Here is a 19,596-nt window from a genome sequence, read left to right on the forward strand (position 1 = left end):
TTTTAGGATATTTTAAAAAACCTGTAGTATTATAGGCTCTTTTATTTTATTATTGCAATAATAATATTTTTAAAATAGGTAATCTATGGCAGGTAGCTTAAATAAAGTGACATTAATAGGCAATTTAGGACGTGATCCTGAAATTAGAACTACAGGGGAAGGAAAGGAAATAGCGAATCTTTCTTTAGCCACCACCGACATTTGGAAAGACCGTGTTACCGGTGAAAAAAAAGAAAAGACCGAGTGGCATAGAGTAGTAATATTTAATGAAGGATTAGTGTCTGTTGTAAAAAGCTACGTTAAAAAAGGTAGTAAATTATACATTGAAGGCTCATTACAAACCCGTAAATGGAACGATAGTTCAGGCGTGGAAAAATATACTACGGAAATCGTATTGCAAAATTTTAATTCACAATTAATATTGTTGGATAGCAAAAATTCTACTAGTTCTAATCTTCAAGATTCAGGTCATAGTGAATATAAGCATTCCAAGCCTTCTTTCGATCATAGCGATTTAGATGACGAAATACCATTTTAATTATCGTAACGTCATTGTGAGGAAAAACTGGCTTTGTTGTATGGCTCTGATGTCATTCCTGCGAAAGTAGGAATCCAGTAATTAAAAAATACAATATAGTAAATCTTTAAAATTAAAAGATTAGGTTATCTCGCTTTTTCCTGGATCCCGTGGTCAAGCCACGGGATGACAATATAAAGCATCTACCAATAACCATTAAATACATTATGAAAAATTTTATTTGGATAATATTTTTAGTTTCTGTTCTACTTTCTGGTTGTTCTACTACTCATGACGTGGCGAGTAGAGTGAAACATTCGCAAGATATAGCTAAACAAAATAATTTTCAGCAACAACTTGTAAAAGGTGGTGATTTTACTCTTACAACTTATCAGCGTGTTACTGATCGTAATCAGCCTTTTGTATTTTACATTGAAGGGGATGGATATCTTGCAGATGGAGGCGTTAATTCTGACAACCCTACCCCTGTTAATCCGATGTTGTTAAGACTTGCTACAATCGATAAGCGACCGAATGTTGTTTATATAGCAAGACCTTGCCAATATACTCCTTTAGAGATGAACGCAAAATGCGTCAATGATTATTGGTTAGATAAAAGAATGAACTATGAAGTAGTAAATTCAATTAATGATGTCATAAATACTATTAATAACGGACAAAAATTCAGCTTAGTTGGCTTTTCAGGTGGCGGCGGGCTTACAATATTAATCGCTAGCCAAAATAGTAATGTGAAAGATATTATAACGATTGCCAGTAATTTAGATACTGAGAAATTTGACAAGCATCATAATTATCGTGGTTATCTAACTAAATCATTAAATCCAATAAATTACGCAAAGCAAATTAGCTACATTCCTCAATTGCATCTCTCCGGAGCAGATGACAAAAGAGTTCCAACTTTTATTACAGAACTTTATATAAAAGCTAGCTCATCTAACTGCGTTAAGTATAAGGTCTTCCCTAACATTACCCATACAAAAGGCTGGGATACAGTTTGGAATAATATATTAAATATTCCACTAAACTGTAATTAATACAATTTCGTGAGATTGCTACACTCATTTAATTCGGGCGTTGTTGCATGGCTCGAGAATTGTCTTATATGTCATTCCCACGAAAGCGGGAATCCAGTCAATTTTAATGTCACCCCGTGACTTGACCACGGGGTCTTGTATCGCAAACTACGTCCTAAGATACCACGATCAAGTCGCGGTATGACAAGGGAAAAACTGGTCCACGCAGTCAATGCTATGACACCACTATTTTTGCTTATAGACAGTCACCCGCATCTGGTGTATTGCCTTAAAGCCTAAATAAACTGCGATGCGTTCTAGTATAATTTCTTGGTAAAAAGATATTTCTAAAGCTGTTGCGTGATCTTCTGCTTGTATAAACAGTGTATTAATCTTTTGCTTTTTATTAGTATCAGCAATTATTTTTAAAGGTAATACCTTATCGCTAAATTTAAATCCGACTATTTTATTCCAATTAAACATAATTTCAGGAAGCAAAGGATGCTGCCTTGCAAATATATGCCTAACTATTTTATGAATATCATCTTTAATTAGCTTCATCTTAATAGACTTTGGACAGTTACAGTAATTACTCCTAAAGCAAGCATTACAGATATTATCGGTGAGTATAACGATAGTACTGATAACATCATCAAAAATACATTACAAATCGCTATAATCGATACTACCCGTTTATGGGATTTGCCTTTTTTGACAGCTTTTTGGAAAAAATGCTTTAAGTGAGGTTGCCAAATTTTTTCTTTATTTACTAACCTAATTAATATAGTTAGTACCGCATCGGTTAAGTAATATAAACTAGCGATAAAACAAGCTACAAATAAGTTAATATTTGTAGTAGCAAGCATTAACAAACAAAGACCCAGTAAAAAACCAAGGCTAATGCTACCCACATCTCCTAAGAATATTTTTGCCGGCTGCCAATTAAATATTAAAAATCCAACAGAACAACCAAGTATAACAATATTCATGCTAAATATAAAATATGGATTAGCAAGTACCTGAAATTGTAGTAAACATAATATAAGTATAGTACTTGATAGGTGAATAGATTCTATACAACTCATGCCGTCTATACCATCCATAAAATTATATATATTAACAAATCCACTTAAAGCTATAATTAATGGAATAAAAATAAGATATATCGGTACATTAATATTAGCAGCAAAATCCAGAGAGATAAAAAGATAGATAGCAAAAGCAGAACAAATTAAATGAGTTATCAACCGAATTAGTACCGGCACAGGTTTTAAATCATCTAAAAAAGAAACTGTCGCAATTACAAATAATGGCGGTAATATCCATGCCGAGTTAGTAAGCAAACCGCTTGTTATATATTCAAAACTGCTTAAAGCAGCCATTACAACAATTACGATAGCAAGACCACCACCACGAGGAGTTACCTTATCATGAGAGCGACGACTACTAGGTACATCAACTAAACCGAGTGCCGCAAGATATTTGGTTAATATACATGTTAGTATAGTAGTTGCTATAAAAGAAAAAATAAATAATACAATACAGCTATTTATATTCATAGTAACATGTTAGATTTAAAGCTAAAATATTTATTATTACTGATAATTACATGATTATGCACTACAATATTTATGAGTCAATCATCATTTTTGTGTAAATTGTTAAAAATCATTTTCTAATAATTCATATTTAAAATTTCCACATAGTATCTCAAATTGATTCAAAGCAAGAGACCATTCTTTAATAGGCATGGTCCACTTTTTTGCAGCATGTTTAAGAGCTAAGTAGACAATTTTTGTGATAGATTTATCATCTGGGAAAACCCCTTTATTTTTGATAATTTTACGGATTTGTCTATTTACCGATTCTATCGTATTGGTAGTATAGATTACCTTTCTAATCTCTTTAGGGAACGCAAAGAAAGGTACTATACCACTCCAATTACGTATCCATATATCAGAAATAACTGGGTATTTACTATCCCATTTTTTAGCAAACTCTTCTAATGCTAAATTAGCCATATTCTCATTATTTGCTGTATAGATTTGTTTTAAGTCAGCTGCTACTTCTTTAAGATTTTTGTAAGAAACGTACTTTAAAGAATTACGTACCATATGTACTATACAAAGTTGTACTATGGTATTTGGGAAAACACTGTTTATTGCATCTCTAAAACCTTTAAGACCGTCAACACATGCTACATAAATTTGTTCTACACCTCGGTTCTTTAATTCGCTTACAACCTGCATCCAAAACTTTGAACCCTCATTCTTGCTAATCCAAATACCCAAAAGCTCTTTCTTGCCTTCTATATTTATACCAATAACAACGTAAACAGCCTTATTTATAACTATATTATTATCTCTTGCTTTTACCATGATGCAATCTAAATATACAATTGGGTATATTCTATCTAATGCTCGGGCTTGCCATCTTATTACCTCTTCCATAACTCCATCTGTAATAGTCGAGATAAGCTCCTTAGATACTTCTGTATGATACATTTCCTCTAAATGGGATTGAATCTCACTCATGGTCATACCTCTTGCATAAAGTGAAATAACGCTATCATCAAATCCAGTGAATCTTCTAACTCCCTTAGGAATTAATTGAGGCTCAAAACTATTGTCTCTATCTCTTGGAATATCAAGTACTATCTTTTGACCACTGTCATCTATTACTGTCTTTTCGCTCGTACCATTACGACGATTGCTATCTTGCTTTGATGCCTTGCTATGCCTCGAATAACCTAATTCATGACTTAGCTCGTCCTCTAGTATTCTCTCTACTAACCTCTTCTTTAATTGCTGAAACAATCCATCCTTTCCAAATAACTCTTTAGGATTAGATTGGGATAATATTTCCTCTACTAACTTATTATTTATATCTGCACTTCTAACACCAGCTTCTATTTTCTTAGCCATATTTTTTACCTTTGTTCTAGTTGTATTTTAACAGTATTTCTTTCTCTGTTGCTTTACAACTTACACAAAATATATGATAGACTCATAATTAAATATGTATTACCCTATCGTAAGCAGCTAGCACCGATTCGTGCATCATTTCCGATAAAGTCGGATGTGGGAATATGGTATTAATTAAATCTAGCTCTGTTCCCTCTAAATTCTTTGAAACTACATATCCTTGTATTAATTCGGTAACTTCCGAACCTATCATATGTGCCCCAAGTAACTCACCGGTCTTAGCATCAAATATAGTTTTGATCAACCCTTCAGCGTCACCGCCAACTAGGGCTTTACCATTCGCCATAAAAGGAAACCTACCGATTTTTAGTTCATAGCCTAAGGCTTTTACAGCTTCTTCCGTCAAACCGACACTTGCTATTTGCGGTGAAGAATAAGTGCAGCCAGGAATATTGTGTTTATTGATAGCATGAGGCTTTAAGCCTGCAATGTTTTCCGCTGCAATAATTCCCTCATGGCTTGCTTTATGTGCTAAACAAGGTGCACCTGCTACGTCACCTATTGCGTAAATCCCTGCTTCCGCTGTTTGCATCAAACCATTAGCAACTATATAGCCATTTTCTACTTTAACTTTTGTCTTCTCTAACCCTAGATTTTCAGTATTTGCTACAATACCTACTGCCATAAGCAGAATTTCAGCTTGTAATTTTTGTGTTTTACCAGCTATCTCTAGCTCGACTTCTAAACCATCTTTCGATTTTGTTTGCTTAATCAGTTTAGCATTTGTAATAATCTTTATACCTTTTTTCTCAAAGCTTTTATGGGCAAGGTTTGAAATCTCTATATCTTCCACCGGTAATATTTTGCTATGAGCTTCAATTACTGTAACATCCACCCCGATAGCATTATAAAATGAGGCGAATTCTATACCAATTGCACCTGAACCTACAATAATCATAGATTTCGGGACATGCTGCGGTATCATAGCTTCCTTTGAAGTCCAAATTTGTTTACCATCTGGCTCGAATCCTTTTAAAACTCTAGCTCTTGCTCCGGTAGCTATAATAATATTATCTGCTTTTATTTTGAGGTTATCATTAATATTTATTACCTTATTTGCTTCAAGCTTTGCTACTCCATCTATAACAGTAACTTTATTTTTCTTAAGTAGCATCTTAACGCCGCCAGCTAGCTTATTTGAAATTTCTCTAGAACGCTCAACTATCTTCTTAATATCGATTTTAGCAGAACCAACATCAACGCCATAATCTTTAGCGTGTTTTATATACTCAAACACTTCAGCAGATTTTAGCAAGGATTTTGTCGGAATACATCCCCAATTAAGACATACTCCACCTAAATGCTCTTTCTCTATTAATACAACTTTTTTCTTTAATTGTGCTGCTCTAATTGCAGCAACATATCCGCCAGGTCCACCACCTATCACGGCTATATCATATTGTTCCATGTTGTTCTTATTTTGTTGGTTGGTTTATTTTGGTTACTTGGTGTCACAGGCATTAACGTCATTGCGAGGAGAGGCAAAGCCTCGACGTGGCAATCTCATAAAACAGTACTATATTCCTGAGATTGCCACGCCACTTTCAGTGGCTCGCAATGACGGAAATAGGGATGACATTAGGCTATACTACTTTTTAAGAACCACCTATTTTTCTCATGCACTTTAATCCGTCCAATAATCATATCGGCAGTTCACTCGTCACCCTCTGATTGGGCTATTTTTAGACCTTTATATAAAGTATATATTATAATATCTTGATCTTTTACAAGGCTTTTTAGCATTTCATTTGCAGAAGCATTAGGATTCGGCTCACTTATAGATGCTAGTTTTATTAAATTTGATAATGCTGGAACTTTAGCATCTAAAGTTCTTATTCGTTCAGCTAGCTCATCTAGACTTTCTGCCAAATCTTCATATTGCCCTTCGAATAATAAATGCAGGCTTCTAAATTCAGCCCCTTCAACATTCCAATGATAATTTTGTGTTTTGAAATATAAGGCATAGCTATCTGCTAAAACCTGTTCTAAAGCTTTTATTACTTGCATAGTTATACTCCTATAAATAAAAAGTTATGAACTTTTTGACTTTATAGTATTTCATTTAATACTTCAAGTAAGTTGTAATATTTGTGCTGATTTAATATGATTTTCGGTGTGAGAGGATAGAAGTATAATACCGCCACTATTTGCTTTCATGACAATTAAGTTATTTAGTAAATCTCTATTTTCTTTACTTAAATTAGTTTCAACTTCATCAAGCAACCATAGATCGGACTGGCAAGCAATAAGCCTTGCTAAAGCTACAACTTTCTGCAATCCATTGGATAAAGTATAGCATTTTTCATCTAATAAATCATATAATTTAAAATAATGAATGGCAGCATCTAGAGTTTCCACTGAATTATAAATCTCTGACCAGAATTTTAGATTTTCAAAAACAGTCATCTCAAGCTTTAGACCTAAATTATGACCAATATAAGTACAATAAGGTTTAGAAATATTGTTAACATTAAGATTTCTATAGAAAATATTACCGTTACTTGGCTGCATAATGCCCGCTACCATACGTAATAGCGAAGTTTTACCACAACCATTAGCTCCTTTTATATAAGTAATAGCAGAATCTAAAAAAGTAATACTTAAATTATCAAATAATTGTTTTTGATATATATTAAATTTTAATTGGTGAAATGATAGCATCTTAGTATAGCTCTAATAATACTATATCATGATTAGGGTTGTCATCTAACTTAGTTTCTAAAGCTTGGCTTCCAACATTTATATCAGTTACATTATCAGCAGAAGATGGCAAATTTTCATTTGCCATTTCTTCTCCTGTAAATAATTTAGAGAAAATTGTAGATAATATACCAGATTTTAATTTCATGAGTTTAGTTCAGCATCAGCCCCAGCCCCAGCCCCAGCCCCAGCCCCAGCCCCAGCCCCAGCCCCAGCCCCAGCCCCAGCCCCAGCCCCAGCCCCAGCCCCAGCCCCAGCAAGTTCTGTATTATCCTGATTTTCTTGGTTGTTACCCATTCCTAATTTTTCACGAGCATTTCTTAAAGCTTCTTTATGGTCAGATGCTTCTGGGTTAACAACATGGCTTACATTTATTCCTGTTGCTTCATTAACGTCTTGACCAACTGCTCTACTTGCATCATCTAGCTTCTCATTTACGTCTTTAACTGTTTTTTTTATTCTGTTTTTCATATAGACCTCAATTTAAAGTTCTATAATTAGAGTAACACTTGAATCTTTTATAATCAACTAGAAAAATTTAACTAACAAATTCTCTACTGACAAATGAAATACATTTAAAATAGAACTTGGCATTAGACCGAAATAAATAATTAGTAATATTAAAGGAGCGATTGAGATTATTTCATAACTATATAAATCTCTGAAATTAATGATTTCTTTATTAGTAATTTCGCCCAGCATAACTTCTTTATATAGCTTCAGCATGTAAACAGCACCAAGAATTATACCAACAGCTGCTAAGAAAGTTGCCATCACACTTGCCTTATAAATTCCAAGCAGGCTTAGAAACTCACCAATAAATCCGCTAGTTCCTGGCAAACCGACAGAGCCAAGCATTGCAATCATAAAAAACGTTGCAAGCACCAGCATTTTACTTGCAACACCACCATATTTAGCTATCTCTTTAGTATGTAATCTTTCATATAAAGTGCCAACTATTAAGAATAAGCAAGAAGAAATTATACCATGGCTTAACATTTGGAATAATGCCCCGCTAACTCCGCTATCAGTGAAGCTAAAAATACCTATAGTAACATAACCCATATGGGCAATAGACGAATAGGCAATCATTTTCTTCATATCTTTTTGGGCTAAGGCGACAAGGGAGGCATATATTATAGCAATAACACTAAGCCAAATTACGTAAATTGCAAATTCTTGCGATGCGTTAGGTAGAAGTGGCAGTAATACCCTTAAAAAACCATAGCCACCAAGTTTTAGCAAAATCCCAGCAAGAATAACTGAGCCGCTAGTAGGGGCTTGTACATGAGCGTCAGGTAACCATGTATGAAATGGAATCATAGGAATTTTGATGGCAAAGGCAATAAAAATAGCCCACCATAAAATTTGCTGCACATGCAAAGGGAAATTATTAGTAAATTCGCCAATATTGCTTAAATCAAAGCTGTGAATCTTAGTATAAATATATATTATTGATAACAAGAAAAATACCGAGCCAAAGAAAGTATATAAGAAGAATTTAACAGCCGCATATATTCTATTCTCACCACCCCATACTCCGATAATAATATACATTGGTACTAGTATTACTTCGAAAAATAAGTAGAATAATAATAAATTTATTGAGGTAAATGCCCCTATACAAAAGGATTCCATTAATAAAAAACATACCAAATATTCTTTGATATATTTTTTAACAGTAAATAAGCTCCCAATAATGCAAATAAGAGTAAGAAAGGAAGTTAAGCTTACGAAAAATATTGATATACCATCAATACCTACATGAAATTCAAGCCCAATTTTATCAAGCCAGCTATATCGTTCAACAAATTGATAAGCAGGGTTTGAAGAATCAAATTCTATTAATATATATATAATTAAGATGAATGTTAAAACACTACTCAGCACCGCAACATACATTGTATGTATTTGCTTATCGGGTTTTTTGCTTTGACTAATAAATAGCAAAATATATAGCACACTTATTAGCGGCAGGAAGATAGTAATTGATATGATTGGTAATTCTAACATTATATACTCGTTTTATTTGAAAAATTGGCGTCGTTGTCTTTTGCTGATAATCCTCACGTATTAAGTATACGCTGCGGTTCTCAGCTTCAAGACGCCTTGCTCTTTTCCAAATAAAACTTCATCTATTAACTTTTTATTTATTAGGAGTATATATTCAGATAGAGCTTTAAAAATTTTAGAGTCATATAACAGCCTAGGTACAAGCCGTAGTATGACAGAAGTGGAGGTGCTACCCTATCCACACGAAACAGCTTATTACTGCAACCATGAAAAATACTACATATAAAGTATAATTAAAAATATATCCAGTTTGGGTTTTACCAGTTAAAATACTAAAACAATTAACACTCCTTGCAAAACCATTCGGACCGAAACGATCAATTATTTTTTGATCACCAGAATAAAATAAACAAGCTAAGCAGTTAATAGGTTTTACTATTAAGAAATTATATAGCTCATCAAAATAGTATTTATTGATTAATATTTTGGTAAAGTAATTATCTTTACTGGATTCCCGCCTAAGCGGGAATGATATAACAACATCTGATTTATATAAATAAATCCCTGCAACAATCCCTATTATTCCCACTATCATTGGTAATAATTTAATATGCAAAGGTGGATGAGTAACTAATAGCTTATAGACTTGTAAATTAAGTAAACTATCATGGAAATAATCATTTGGTTTATCCATTGAAAGCAGATAATAACCGATCATCCCACTGAAAAAGCTTCCTGCAACTAATAAGGTAAGAGGATTATTCATTACTTTAGGCGGTTCATGAGCATGCTCGAAAACATCTTTTTCTAGTCTAGTTTTGCCATGGAATACCAACATAATAATTTTCATTGAGTAAATAGCGGTAAGTATTGCAGCTAATATACCAAATATGAACATAAATGATCCGATGCTATAAACCGCTTCTAAGATCGAATCTTTTGAATAAAACCCTGCAAGCGGATAGATCCCTATTAACGCAAGCGAACCGATTAAAAAATTTCCATAAGTTATAGGCATCTTATTTCGCAGCTCACCCATTTTAAATATATCCTGCTCATGAACAGCATGTATAACGCTGCCAGCTGATAAAAATAGTAAGGCTTTAAAAAAGGCATGCGTTACTAAATGAAATATACCGCTATTATATGCTGATACTCCGCAAGCCATAAACATATAACCAAGCTGACTACAAGTTGAATAGGCGATAATTTTTTTAATATCGTTTTGCATAATGGCAATGCTTGCAGCAAAAAGGCAAGTAATACCGCCGATGATCGTGATGAATTGTAGCACCATAGGGCTGTATTCAAACAAATATGAACAGCGTGCTACTAAAAACACTCCTGCCGTTACCATAGTTGCTGCGTGAATAAGAGCAGATACGGGAGTAGGTCCTTCCATTGCATCAGGAAGCCATACATGTAAGCCTATCTGTGCCGATTTTCCCATGCAGCCGATGAATAACAATAAGCAAGCAATATCAAGGATAGAAATTTTAAAATCAGCTAGCAATATTTTTGTATTAGCTAATTTTGGAGCAAGCAAAAATACATCCTCATAATTTGCTGAATGACAATAAAAAATAATTGTTATTACACCTAAAATAAAGGCAAAATCTCCAACTCTATTTGCTATAAAAGCTTTAATAGCTGCTTTATTTGCCGATTCTTTTGAGTACCAAAAACCAATTAGTAAATACGAGCAGACGCCAACTCCCTCCCAACCAAAAAATAATTGTAAGAAATTATCCGCCGATACTAGCATTAGCATAAAGAAAGTAAACAGCGATAGGAACGATAAGAAGCGTACTATTCCCTTATCTTCCGCCATATAACCAAGAGAATAAATATGCACAACGCTAGATACCCATGTAACAGCTATAAACATTATGCTTGTTAGCTGGTCTATATAGATCGACCAATCTACCTTAAATTGGCTAATTTCAATCCATGGCAATAATTTTATATGGATTATATGCCCGTTTAGTCCTGTGTGATAAAATATTATTAATGCAAATAATGCTGATAAAGATAAAAACGATGTTGCAACTATAGACGCTAGTTTTTTATCTATTCTTCTTACAAATAATCCGTTTATTAAAGCGGAAGCAAGAGGTAATACAATAATCATTATAGCAATGCTTTGATACATCTTTATCCCCTCATCTGATTGATATCTGTGACTTCAATCGAGCCTTTATTACGGAAATATATTAGTAATATTGCAAGACCAATAGAAGTTTCAGCAGCAGCTATAGTTAGAATTATGATGCTGAAAATCTGCCCCGATAATTCTTGCATATATACCGAAAAGGCAACAAAATTTATATTAACTGCAAGCAGCATTAGTTCAATCGACATTAATATATTGATAATATTTTTGCGATGCATAAATAATCCAAGCATCCCTATAGTAAAAACTAAACTGCTCAAAATTAAATAGTGGTTAAGCCCTATATATTCATTCATATTTGATATTCTCAATTCCTTTGTTTATAAAAGGTTTTGTCATTAATATAGCATTTTCTTTATTATGTGAAAGTTGTTTTGCGATATTTTGCCGCTTTACTCCGTCACGTTTTCTAAGAGTTAACGTAATACAACCAATCATAGCAACAAATAAAATAAGTCCTGCAATTTGGAAAGGTATCATAAAATCAGTATATAATATTTTTCCTATTGCTTTAGTATTTGATACATCACTTGCTATAACAAACGATAGATCAGAACTAAAATGAATATTTTTAGTACCAAGTAAAATAATTACTACTAAATCAGCAAACATAATCAAAGATACAAAAATGCTTAAGATAGGCTTTTCCTTTAGCTGCATTATAGCTTTATTAAAATGCATATCCAGCATCATTATCACAAATAAAAATAATACTGCTACTGCTCCGACATATATGACTATTAGCATCATTGCTAAAAATTCTGCACCAAGCAATATCATAAGTCCAGAGCCGTTAATAAAGGCAAAAATTAACCATAATACTGAGTATACGGAATTTTTGCTCAAAACAACGCATAGACTGCTAATTATGATTAATGTTGTAAATAAATAAAAAAATATGGGCATAAGTTATTATATTGTGTTTCCTCGTCATTGCGAGGAGATGCATGGCAGATGAAGGAGGCAATCTCGTAAGGATTCCTGAGATTGCTTCGTCGCTACGCTCCTCGCAATGACGGGTTGTATATTAAACCAATAAAGCGTTAGCGGCAAACTTGTCAATCATTGGCATAAATAAGACCTCGAGTTGTTTACGTATTACTTCTTGATCTTCTATTTTTTGTCCGTCTTTGCTTAAATTTATTTCACCTTTTACTACATGACCCATCACTGCGTCAATAATAGCTTTCTTATCATGCTTACCATCCATATATCTAATAGCAAGTTTTTCAAAGAAATTAACACCTACTGGTTCATGTTTTAAATTTGTAACCCACATATAAGGAGTATGGCTTGCTTGATGTATCACAAGCTTCGTAGTGTTAGGCTTATCAAGCTCAGGTGTCTCTCTATGTTTCTGAGTAGTGATATTAATGTAACCTTGTAATACTAACTTCATTGCGTTTTCCAAAAGCTCAGCTTTTATTTCATTTAATTTAGTACCATGTAGCTTTTTATTAGCTTCCTCGGTTATTTTCTCAAAACTTAGAGGGTTATTAAGATGCTCACTAAAAGTATATAAAATAGCTTTCATGTAGGGTGAAGCAGTTGTTAAATTACTATCTTTATTGCCGTTCAAAAAGAATGCTAAGCTTTCAGAAGCATTATTAAGATCAACTTCTTTAAGCGATTTTTCAGGAACGACGTTAAAGATCATATTAAATTTCATTATATCTTCATTATTAATGTTTCTATTGATTTTTACATCATTATGACATAATAAAGTAGATCTAAAACGACGATTTGTAATAAAATCCATATATTGTTCAGTTCTAACTATATCATTTACGACTTTTAACTGCTCTACCACTTTTTGTGGCATATTACCTAAATACATAGTAGAAAGGTTACAATCAACTAAATATTGTAAGTTATGCTTTCTAGCTTCATCCATAAATTCATGGAAGTAAAACTGAGCATTTTCTTCTTCTAAATGATCATGACGTAAATAATGATCTGTTTGTTTCGATAATAATCTGGCTTCAGTTTTTAATACTTCAGCATAAGGTGTTTTTGAATTCTCTAAGCTATCTTTAACAAAATCTAATAATAATCTAGACTGAGCTATTTTATCGCGTACATTTGCAAATGAATTAGAATGATAAAGCATCATATCTCTAACCGTACGAACCATATTCCAGCCAGGTAGAGTATTATAACTGATATATGCTATACCGTTTTTGCTTAGGTTTTTATTACATAACATCAAAAATTTTATCTCTAACGTTTTTTGATACCCAAGACATTACACCATGACAAATTATATAATCAAATTTATTCAAAGAATCATCAATATCAAGTATAGAACAATGATGAAATTCTATATTTTTCAGTCCAAGTTCTTTTACAGTTTTATTTGCTTCGTCAATTTGTACTTTAGATAAATCAATACCAACAAAATGAGCTTTTGGATAAAGAACAGCATGAGGAATTAAATTACCAACAGCAGCACAACCTAACTCTAATATTTTTGCGGTTTCTACACTCGGGGCATCTACACCGAAAAGAGTCGCAAGAGTGCTTAAATGAAAAGGATTAGTAAAGGAATATGGATAGCTTTCATACGGCACTTCATCATAAGTATTATGCTTTATTGCCCCATTAATAACAGGTTGCGTGTTATGTTTTTCTTTCGTTGTTTTATCGTAACCATTAGGAAGATTTGAAGAATTACTAGCTTTTGCATACATATTTTTTCCTTATAAGTTAGATTAATTAGTACAGTTGCGGTAATTAGCGTCATTACGAGAAGCGAAGCTTTGTTGCATAAATCATTTATCCATATATGCCGACAATACCTCCTCACAATGACAAAGCTACCATATAAATATTTCACAGAATCTTTAAAATGGCAATCTATAAGTAAATCCTATATCAAATTCTCCAACACCTATAGTTTTTTTAATAGGTTTTGCGGGTAAAAATTGTCCTGTTTTCATATCAAGTGTGTCATAATTAATTCTCACCCGATATACTGTTTGTAATTTTGCAGTTAGATCTACACTAAAATTTGAAGAAAGAGATTTTGAAACTCCGAGCCCTGCTTGCCAAGCAACACAATTTTTATGTGTTTTTCTTACTTTAAAATAATCGCTATTTATAACATCCCATTTTGAAGAGGTAGGCTTAACTTTTACCTGAGCTATACCACCACCTATTATTACGAAAGGAGTAATACCATTCATCTCTTCTAAGTCATAAATAAGATTTAACATATATATGTTCGAAAATACTTTAGTATTCCCAGGAGTTTTAGGTATAGTTAAACCATTGCTTAAATTTTGTGGTGGTAATACGTAATGCAGACGATATTTAGGTTGATAAGTTGCCGAGAATTCGACAGATATTTGCGGATAAATTGTATAACCTATTTTTCCGCTATACATACCTGCCCTTTTTAAAATAATTTCGGTATTAGAATGTTTATGGCGAAATTTACTAATAACAGGTTCAACTACGCCGCCTTCCCCACCTATATAAAAGCCGGTTTGCTCGTTTATATTTTCTTCGGCAAAAACAGTATTAGTAATAAAAATGGATAAAGCAACAGTAAATAATTGTAGTAATTTGATCATTATATTTATCTTGGAAAAATTTTTAAGGATATTATATCTTTAGCCTATTGGCGGTCAACTATATTTTTTCTAATTACAGAAGCAAATATGCCCAATAGCAATAAAGTAATAGTAACAGTTAAAGAAATATAAGCCAGAATGGCTATATAATGATGAATAAATATTTTAATTCCAATAAATATTAAAATTAATGCTAAGGAGTATTTGATATAGCTGAATCGTTCAACAATTTCTGCAAGACAGAAGAATAAAGCTCTAAGCCCTAAAATAGCAAAAATATTTGAGGTATAAATAATATAGGCATCATTAGTAATAGCAAATATAGCGGGTATACTGTCTATGGCAAAGACTAAATCTATTGCCTCTATTAATACCAAAGAGATAAAAAGAGGAGTAATATATAGTTTTTTATTACGTGTAACAAAGAATTTATCCCCCTCCAAGTTAGACGTAACATTTAGATATTTTATTATTGACTTATAAAGATAAGAATTTTGTATATCAAAGGTTTTATGAGATACATAAAAAGTTTTTACGCCCGTAACAATAAGTATCACGGCAAAAATATATAATAACCAGACGAATTTATTTATAAGCATAATCCCGCCATAAATCATTACAGCCCTAAAAGCTATTACGCCAATTATGCCAAAGAATAAAACACGATGTTGATATTTTTGCGGAATCTTAAAAAATTGGAAGATAATTGAGATAACAAAGATATTATCAAGCGACATAGCCTTTTCAATTAGAAAGCAAGTATAATATTCACGTGTGCTATCTGCTCCCATATTATAATAAATATAAATGCCAAATAAGCATGATATTGTAAAATAGAAAAGACTAAAGAGTAAGCTTTGTTTAAAACTCATTACTTCGTTCTTTCTATGAATAATTCCTAAATCAAGAACTAGTAAAGCAAAAATTATGGTGTAAAAAATAATCCAACTCATCGTTTACCTAAGCATTTTATATTGCATATGGTAATATAGTCCACCGCCATACATAACTCTTAGCTGGAATTTTATAATATTTTCTCCTTGTTTTAAATAAGGCTTGATATCAAGCGGTAAATTTTTAGCTTGTAATGCTTGTCCTTGATCATTACCGTTATTACAATAAGCTTTTTGATCCAAAGAATCTTGTGATGGTATAGGTGCACTAAGAAGTTTTGTACCGTTAACATATACAAGTGTACAATCATCATACCATAAATCTAGAATTTTAAAGTAATCAATATCTGCCATAATAGCATCTAAAGTTACTTTAAATGTTATGGTAAATAATTTTGTGCCGCCAGGTTCATTTGAAGCATCTATAAAAGTTCTAGGGTCATTAGGGAATGCCATAACATTCCATTGTGAACTCCGAGTTGGTATTACATTTAAAATAAAATCACCGGTTTTTGTAGTAGGATCATAAGGAGTGTTTACTAGTTCTGTAGGAAAATTGTTTTCAATAATTTCTATAGGTAGTCCTTTTGATTCTCTACACCCGATATTTTGTCCTAAAGGCTCAAATTCAATAGTTTTTTTATCAAAATTTGATAAACAATAACGCTTAAGGCTTGTTCCTTTTGGTTCCAGATTTGGATATGGATCTAAAGATGGATCTATTTCTACCCAATTAGGTGGACATGTACCTACTCTTAACTCTCCTATATCTGTTTCACCCCACAATGCATTACCATCAGCAGCTTGAGGAGAAGTAATTGCAGAACAAACAGGAGCTAAAATAGGCGAACATAAATTTAATTCCCGCCAAGTTTTATCTCTTACATCTGAAACCTTAACATCATATATTGGTTGATTAGGTTTTGCAGGATCATCACTAGGATAAAATGTAACTTTATAATATTGAGTAGCATCTAATATAGAGCCTAAATTAGATTTAGGTTCTAACCTATTTAAATAGTCTGTAGTTAAGACGCACACAGGAGTATTAGGATTATCATTATTAGTATAACATTTAGTATTATTAGCACAACTATAAATGGTAATACCTTTTCCTGCACCTGATAAAGTTTTTACTTGAGAACAACCGCTTGTACTTGCACATAAACTAAGATTTGCATAATTAGCAACTTCACTTTTAAATACGCTACAATCTACAGTATTTGGCTGATCTAATTTAGCAAGCACACAATTTATTTGTTGATTATTATTAGGATTACCAGGTGTTGTTGATGGTGGTGGTGGCACAGGGCTACAATGCTGGAAATTCTTAGGCATTAAGCAGGTATGCGTTCCACCTTGTACATATTTACCATTTATATATTCCAAATATTTTAAATAGACTGCATTTGGGTTTGGATTACCATTATTGTCATAAGGCGGTACATTATCTTTATATACACCGTGAATTGTTATTTGGTTTAATGAATTAGGACCTGAAAATGGCATAGCAATATATTTATCATCCGGATATTTTGGGGGATCTTTAGGGATAAATGCAACAGAGGAACTATAATTATAACCAGCAAGCGTTACTATACTTTCTGTAGCATTAGGATTATTAGGGTCAGGTGCTGCATATGATAATGGGGTTACAAGTGTGCTAGTTTGATCTATAATATTACCCTTATCATCTATTACTTGCATAGAAGCAACAAATTGTGGAGTATAATAGCTATTACTTGGGCAAGTAATTCCCGAATATTGTTTTTCGCATTCATAAGTAGCTAAACTATATGAATCACTTACTCTAGGAACACATCCTGCTAAACTACTCGATTCAAATACACAGATATCTGCTGGATCTTGTGTATCTGTTTTAGTATTACTAATAGAAGCATAAAGGCTTCGAGGTTTATTGTTACTATCATTTAAAGTAAAGCTTTGCTGTATTGGCATTAAACTATCTTTATCTTGCTTTTGCTCTAAAGGAAATTGTACGCTTACATCAACAAACTGACCTATATTAGCTCCCCATATTTTTTGACAAGAAGTTGAGTTATTTGCTTTTGCAGTACCACAATCAGGTATATCGCTTATAAAATAATCACTAGGAGTTTCAAGGCTACCCATAACCTGCGAATATACTATTCTAAAACCTTGATTACAACCATTAGCAGCAACATCGCAAGTTAATTTTATATTTGTATTAATGCAAGGAACACCATTTGAAGAACTACTACAAGGTTTAATAAAATCTGTATACGCAGTGGCTACGTGAGCACTACTTGCTGAAGTAAATACCCCTTTTATTTCTACACAAGTATTAAGATCAGGATTGGTACCGGTACAAATCGGTATAAGATTATTAAAACTAACACGTACTGTATTATTAATAATATTATTTCTAACATTTGACACTACGCAAGGCAAAACAACGGAAGATTGATTAAAAGTTCCATCAGGGTTTTTAACACTACATACATTATTAACGACCGCAGGAACGCTAAGCTCGTTTAAACTTTTACAAAATGGCGGCGGGTAAGGACCTAAAGGTAATTGTACACAACCGAAAGAAAAATCATCTACAGAACCGTTTAAAGACCAAAAAGTTTCAATGATTGGTATTATTACCTTATTAGGGAAGAAATTAAATAGGTCACCTATAGCGTTAAGTACAGTTTGTAGTACTTTTATTATTTCCGAATCTTGACTTATCATACCAAGCAGTTTAGAAAGCAAACTTGGTATATTTGCCCCACCAAGTGTAGTAACTAAAAATTTTAATACTTGGGCAATTGGACTCAACTTAGTAGTTTTATGTAGGGGTTGACTATTAGGATTCCAGTCCACAAGGTCAGTATGTGCTCCTGAATCTGAAACAAGATTTACAAGGCCTGGATCACTATATGCACAAAGCTTAGGGGAAGAAATAGTAAGTATTTGTCCGTCTACCCCAACTATAGTATCGTCACTATCGGTAAAACCAACTTTATTAAGATGAAATCCTTCAGTATATCCAGGATCAGCAGGGGAAGGATCAGAATTTATTCCAGGAGGAGGTGCCATTGCAGGCACTGCAATTCTGGCACAAACTCTAGTTAGCGGTAAGCCATAACCGGTTGGCCATAATACGCATTGTCCATCCCAATTTAAATTAGCGTTCTGAGACCAACAAGCAGCAGCATTACAACTTTGAATTCTAATAGTTATTTTAGGAGTAAAATAGGTACTGTCTGGTGACGCTTGAGCACATCTATTTAATACAAAAGGTACAAATCTACCAGGATAATCAAATTGTAATAAACAATTATCAGTATCACGACCATCACTTTTATTCCAAGGAGGACAATTTGCACCTGTTTTAAATGTCTTTGTTATTTCATTTGGACCTTTATTCCAAGTTTCTGTTCTTTCACTTTGCCCACAATTACAAGGATCAGTAATACAACCACCTATATCACCCCAAATACTGGCATGTGTATTAATTGAGCAAAATAGAAATAAAAAAAATAATAAATATTTTTTCAACACTTTGAGTAATTGTTATAAAATAGTTGTTATATATTGTTACATAGTAGTCATATACCGCAGATATTTTAAGATTTGGAAGTCAAATAAGCGGTGAGCCTGCGGAGCGTAGATAACTACGTGAGCACAGGCGAATCCCGAAATTTGGCTTGCCAAATCTTGAAATATCAAAGGTA

Annotated in this window: 16 protein-coding genes and 3 pseudogenes; 3 read left to right on the forward strand and 16 right to left on the reverse strand. The window is 32.9% G+C overall.

Annotated elements, in window-relative coordinates; genetic code table 11:
• Positions 1-85: 85 nt before the first annotated feature.
• Complete coding sequence (gene ssb, locus BA173_RS04325) at positions 86-538, forward strand: single-stranded DNA-binding protein (RefSeq protein ID WP_016948094.1); 453 nt, start codon at positions 86-88, stop codon at positions 536-538.
• A 206-nt stretch (positions 539-744) separates the two neighbouring features.
• The gene (locus tag BA173_RS04330; RefSeq protein ID WP_016948095.1) at positions 745-1,572 is read left to right on the forward strand and encodes an alpha/beta hydrolase family protein; all 828 of its coding nucleotides are present in this window, start codon (positions 745-747) and stop codon (positions 1,570-1,572) included.
• 225 nt (positions 1,573-1,797) lie between these two features.
• On the opposite strand, the gene BA173_RS04335 is transcribed toward BA173_RS04330, so the two are convergent.
• The 16 genes and pseudogenes from BA173_RS04335 to BA173_RS04415 form a co-directional block, all read right to left on the reverse strand.
• Entirely contained in the window at positions 1,798-2,112 is a 315-nt protein-coding gene (locus BA173_RS04335; RefSeq protein ID WP_016948096.1) for a DUF721 domain-containing protein, read from the reverse strand.
• Entirely contained in the window at positions 2,109-3,110 is a 1,002-nt protein-coding gene (locus tag BA173_RS04340; RefSeq protein WP_016948097.1) for an MraY family glycosyltransferase, read from the reverse strand. Before BA173_RS04340 ends, BA173_RS04335 begins: the two co-directional genes overlap by 4 nt.
• A 102-nt stretch (positions 3,111-3,212) precedes the next feature.
• Positions 3,213-4,475: an IS256 family transposase gene (locus BA173_RS04345; RefSeq protein ID WP_095568304.1), complete on the reverse strand. Its 1,263-nt coding sequence runs from the start codon at positions 4,473-4,475 to the stop codon at positions 3,213-3,215.
• A gap of 88 nt (positions 4,476-4,563) precedes the next feature.
• Positions 4,564-5,943, reverse strand: coding sequence for a dihydrolipoyl dehydrogenase (gene lpdA / locus BA173_RS04350; protein WP_016948098.1), 1,380 nt, complete (start codon positions 5,941-5,943; stop codon positions 4,564-4,566).
• A gap of 170 nt (positions 5,944-6,113) precedes the next feature.
• Positions 6,114-6,542 (reverse strand): annotated as a pseudogene (locus tag BA173_RS04360) (Dps family protein).
• A gap of 63 nt (positions 6,543-6,605) precedes the next feature.
• The gene (gene ccmA / locus BA173_RS04365) at positions 6,606-7,196 is read right to left on the reverse strand and encodes a heme ABC exporter ATP-binding protein CcmA (RefSeq protein WP_068041269.1); all 591 of its coding nucleotides are present in this window, start codon (positions 7,194-7,196) and stop codon (positions 6,606-6,608) included.
• A 1-nt stretch (position 7,197) separates the two neighbouring features.
• A complete protein-coding gene (locus BA173_RS08805; protein WP_257789536.1) occupies positions 7,198-7,323 on the reverse strand; it encodes a hypothetical protein in 126 nt (41 codons plus the stop codon).
• A 56-nt stretch (positions 7,324-7,379) separates the two neighbouring features.
• Positions 7,380-7,706, reverse strand: coding sequence for a hypothetical protein (locus BA173_RS04375; protein WP_232505905.1), 327 nt, complete (start codon positions 7,704-7,706; stop codon positions 7,380-7,382).
• Between the two features lie 57 nt (positions 7,707-7,763).
• The gene (locus BA173_RS04380) at positions 7,764-9,248 is read right to left on the reverse strand and encodes an NADH-quinone oxidoreductase subunit M (protein ID WP_068041275.1); all 1,485 of its coding nucleotides are present in this window, start codon (positions 9,246-9,248) and stop codon (positions 7,764-7,766) included.
• A gap of 229 nt (positions 9,249-9,477) precedes the next feature.
• Positions 9,478-11,400: an NADH-quinone oxidoreductase subunit L gene (gene nuoL / locus BA173_RS04385; protein WP_068041278.1), complete on the reverse strand. Its 1,923-nt coding sequence runs from the start codon at positions 11,398-11,400 to the stop codon at positions 9,478-9,480.
• Between the two features lie 2 nt (positions 11,401-11,402).
• The gene (nuoK, locus tag BA173_RS04390; protein ID WP_016948103.1) at positions 11,403-11,717 is read right to left on the reverse strand and encodes an NADH-quinone oxidoreductase subunit NuoK; all 315 of its coding nucleotides are present in this window, start codon (positions 11,715-11,717) and stop codon (positions 11,403-11,405) included.
• Positions 11,710-12,327, reverse strand: coding sequence for an NADH-quinone oxidoreductase subunit J (locus BA173_RS04395; protein WP_068041281.1), 618 nt, complete (start codon positions 12,325-12,327; stop codon positions 11,710-11,712). Before BA173_RS04395 ends, nuoK begins: the two co-directional genes overlap by 8 nt.
• Before the next feature lie 121 nt (positions 12,328-12,448).
• A pseudogene (locus BA173_RS04400) lies at positions 12,449-14,111 on the reverse strand (methyltransferase regulatory domain-containing protein).
• Positions 14,112-14,264: 153 nt separating this feature from the next.
• Positions 14,265-14,996, reverse strand: a complete 732-nt coding sequence (locus BA173_RS04405; protein WP_068041283.1) for an outer membrane beta-barrel protein — start codon at positions 14,994-14,996, stop codon at positions 14,265-14,267.
• A 44-nt stretch (positions 14,997-15,040) separates the two neighbouring features.
• On the reverse strand, positions 15,041-15,949 hold the full coding sequence (locus BA173_RS04410) for a TerC/Alx family metal homeostasis membrane protein (RefSeq protein WP_068041286.1): 909 nt from the start codon (positions 15,947-15,949) through the stop codon (positions 15,041-15,043).
• Positions 15,950-15,952: 3 nt separating this feature from the next.
• A complete protein-coding gene (locus BA173_RS04415; RefSeq protein ID WP_068041291.1) occupies positions 15,953-19,423 on the reverse strand; it encodes a hypothetical protein in 3,471 nt (1,156 codons plus the stop codon).
• Positions 19,424-19,470: 47 nt separating this feature from the next.
• On the opposite strand from BA173_RS04415, the pseudogene BA173_RS08200 reads away from it, so the two are divergent.
• Positions 19,471-19,596, forward strand: a pseudogene (locus BA173_RS08200) (palindromic element RPE5 domain-containing protein); the annotation flags it as partial.

Source organism: Rickettsia sp. MEAM1 (Bemisia tabaci), assembly GCF_002285905.1.
In the GTDB taxonomy this organism is placed as follows: domain Bacteria; phylum Pseudomonadota; class Alphaproteobacteria; order Rickettsiales; family Rickettsiaceae; genus Rickettsia.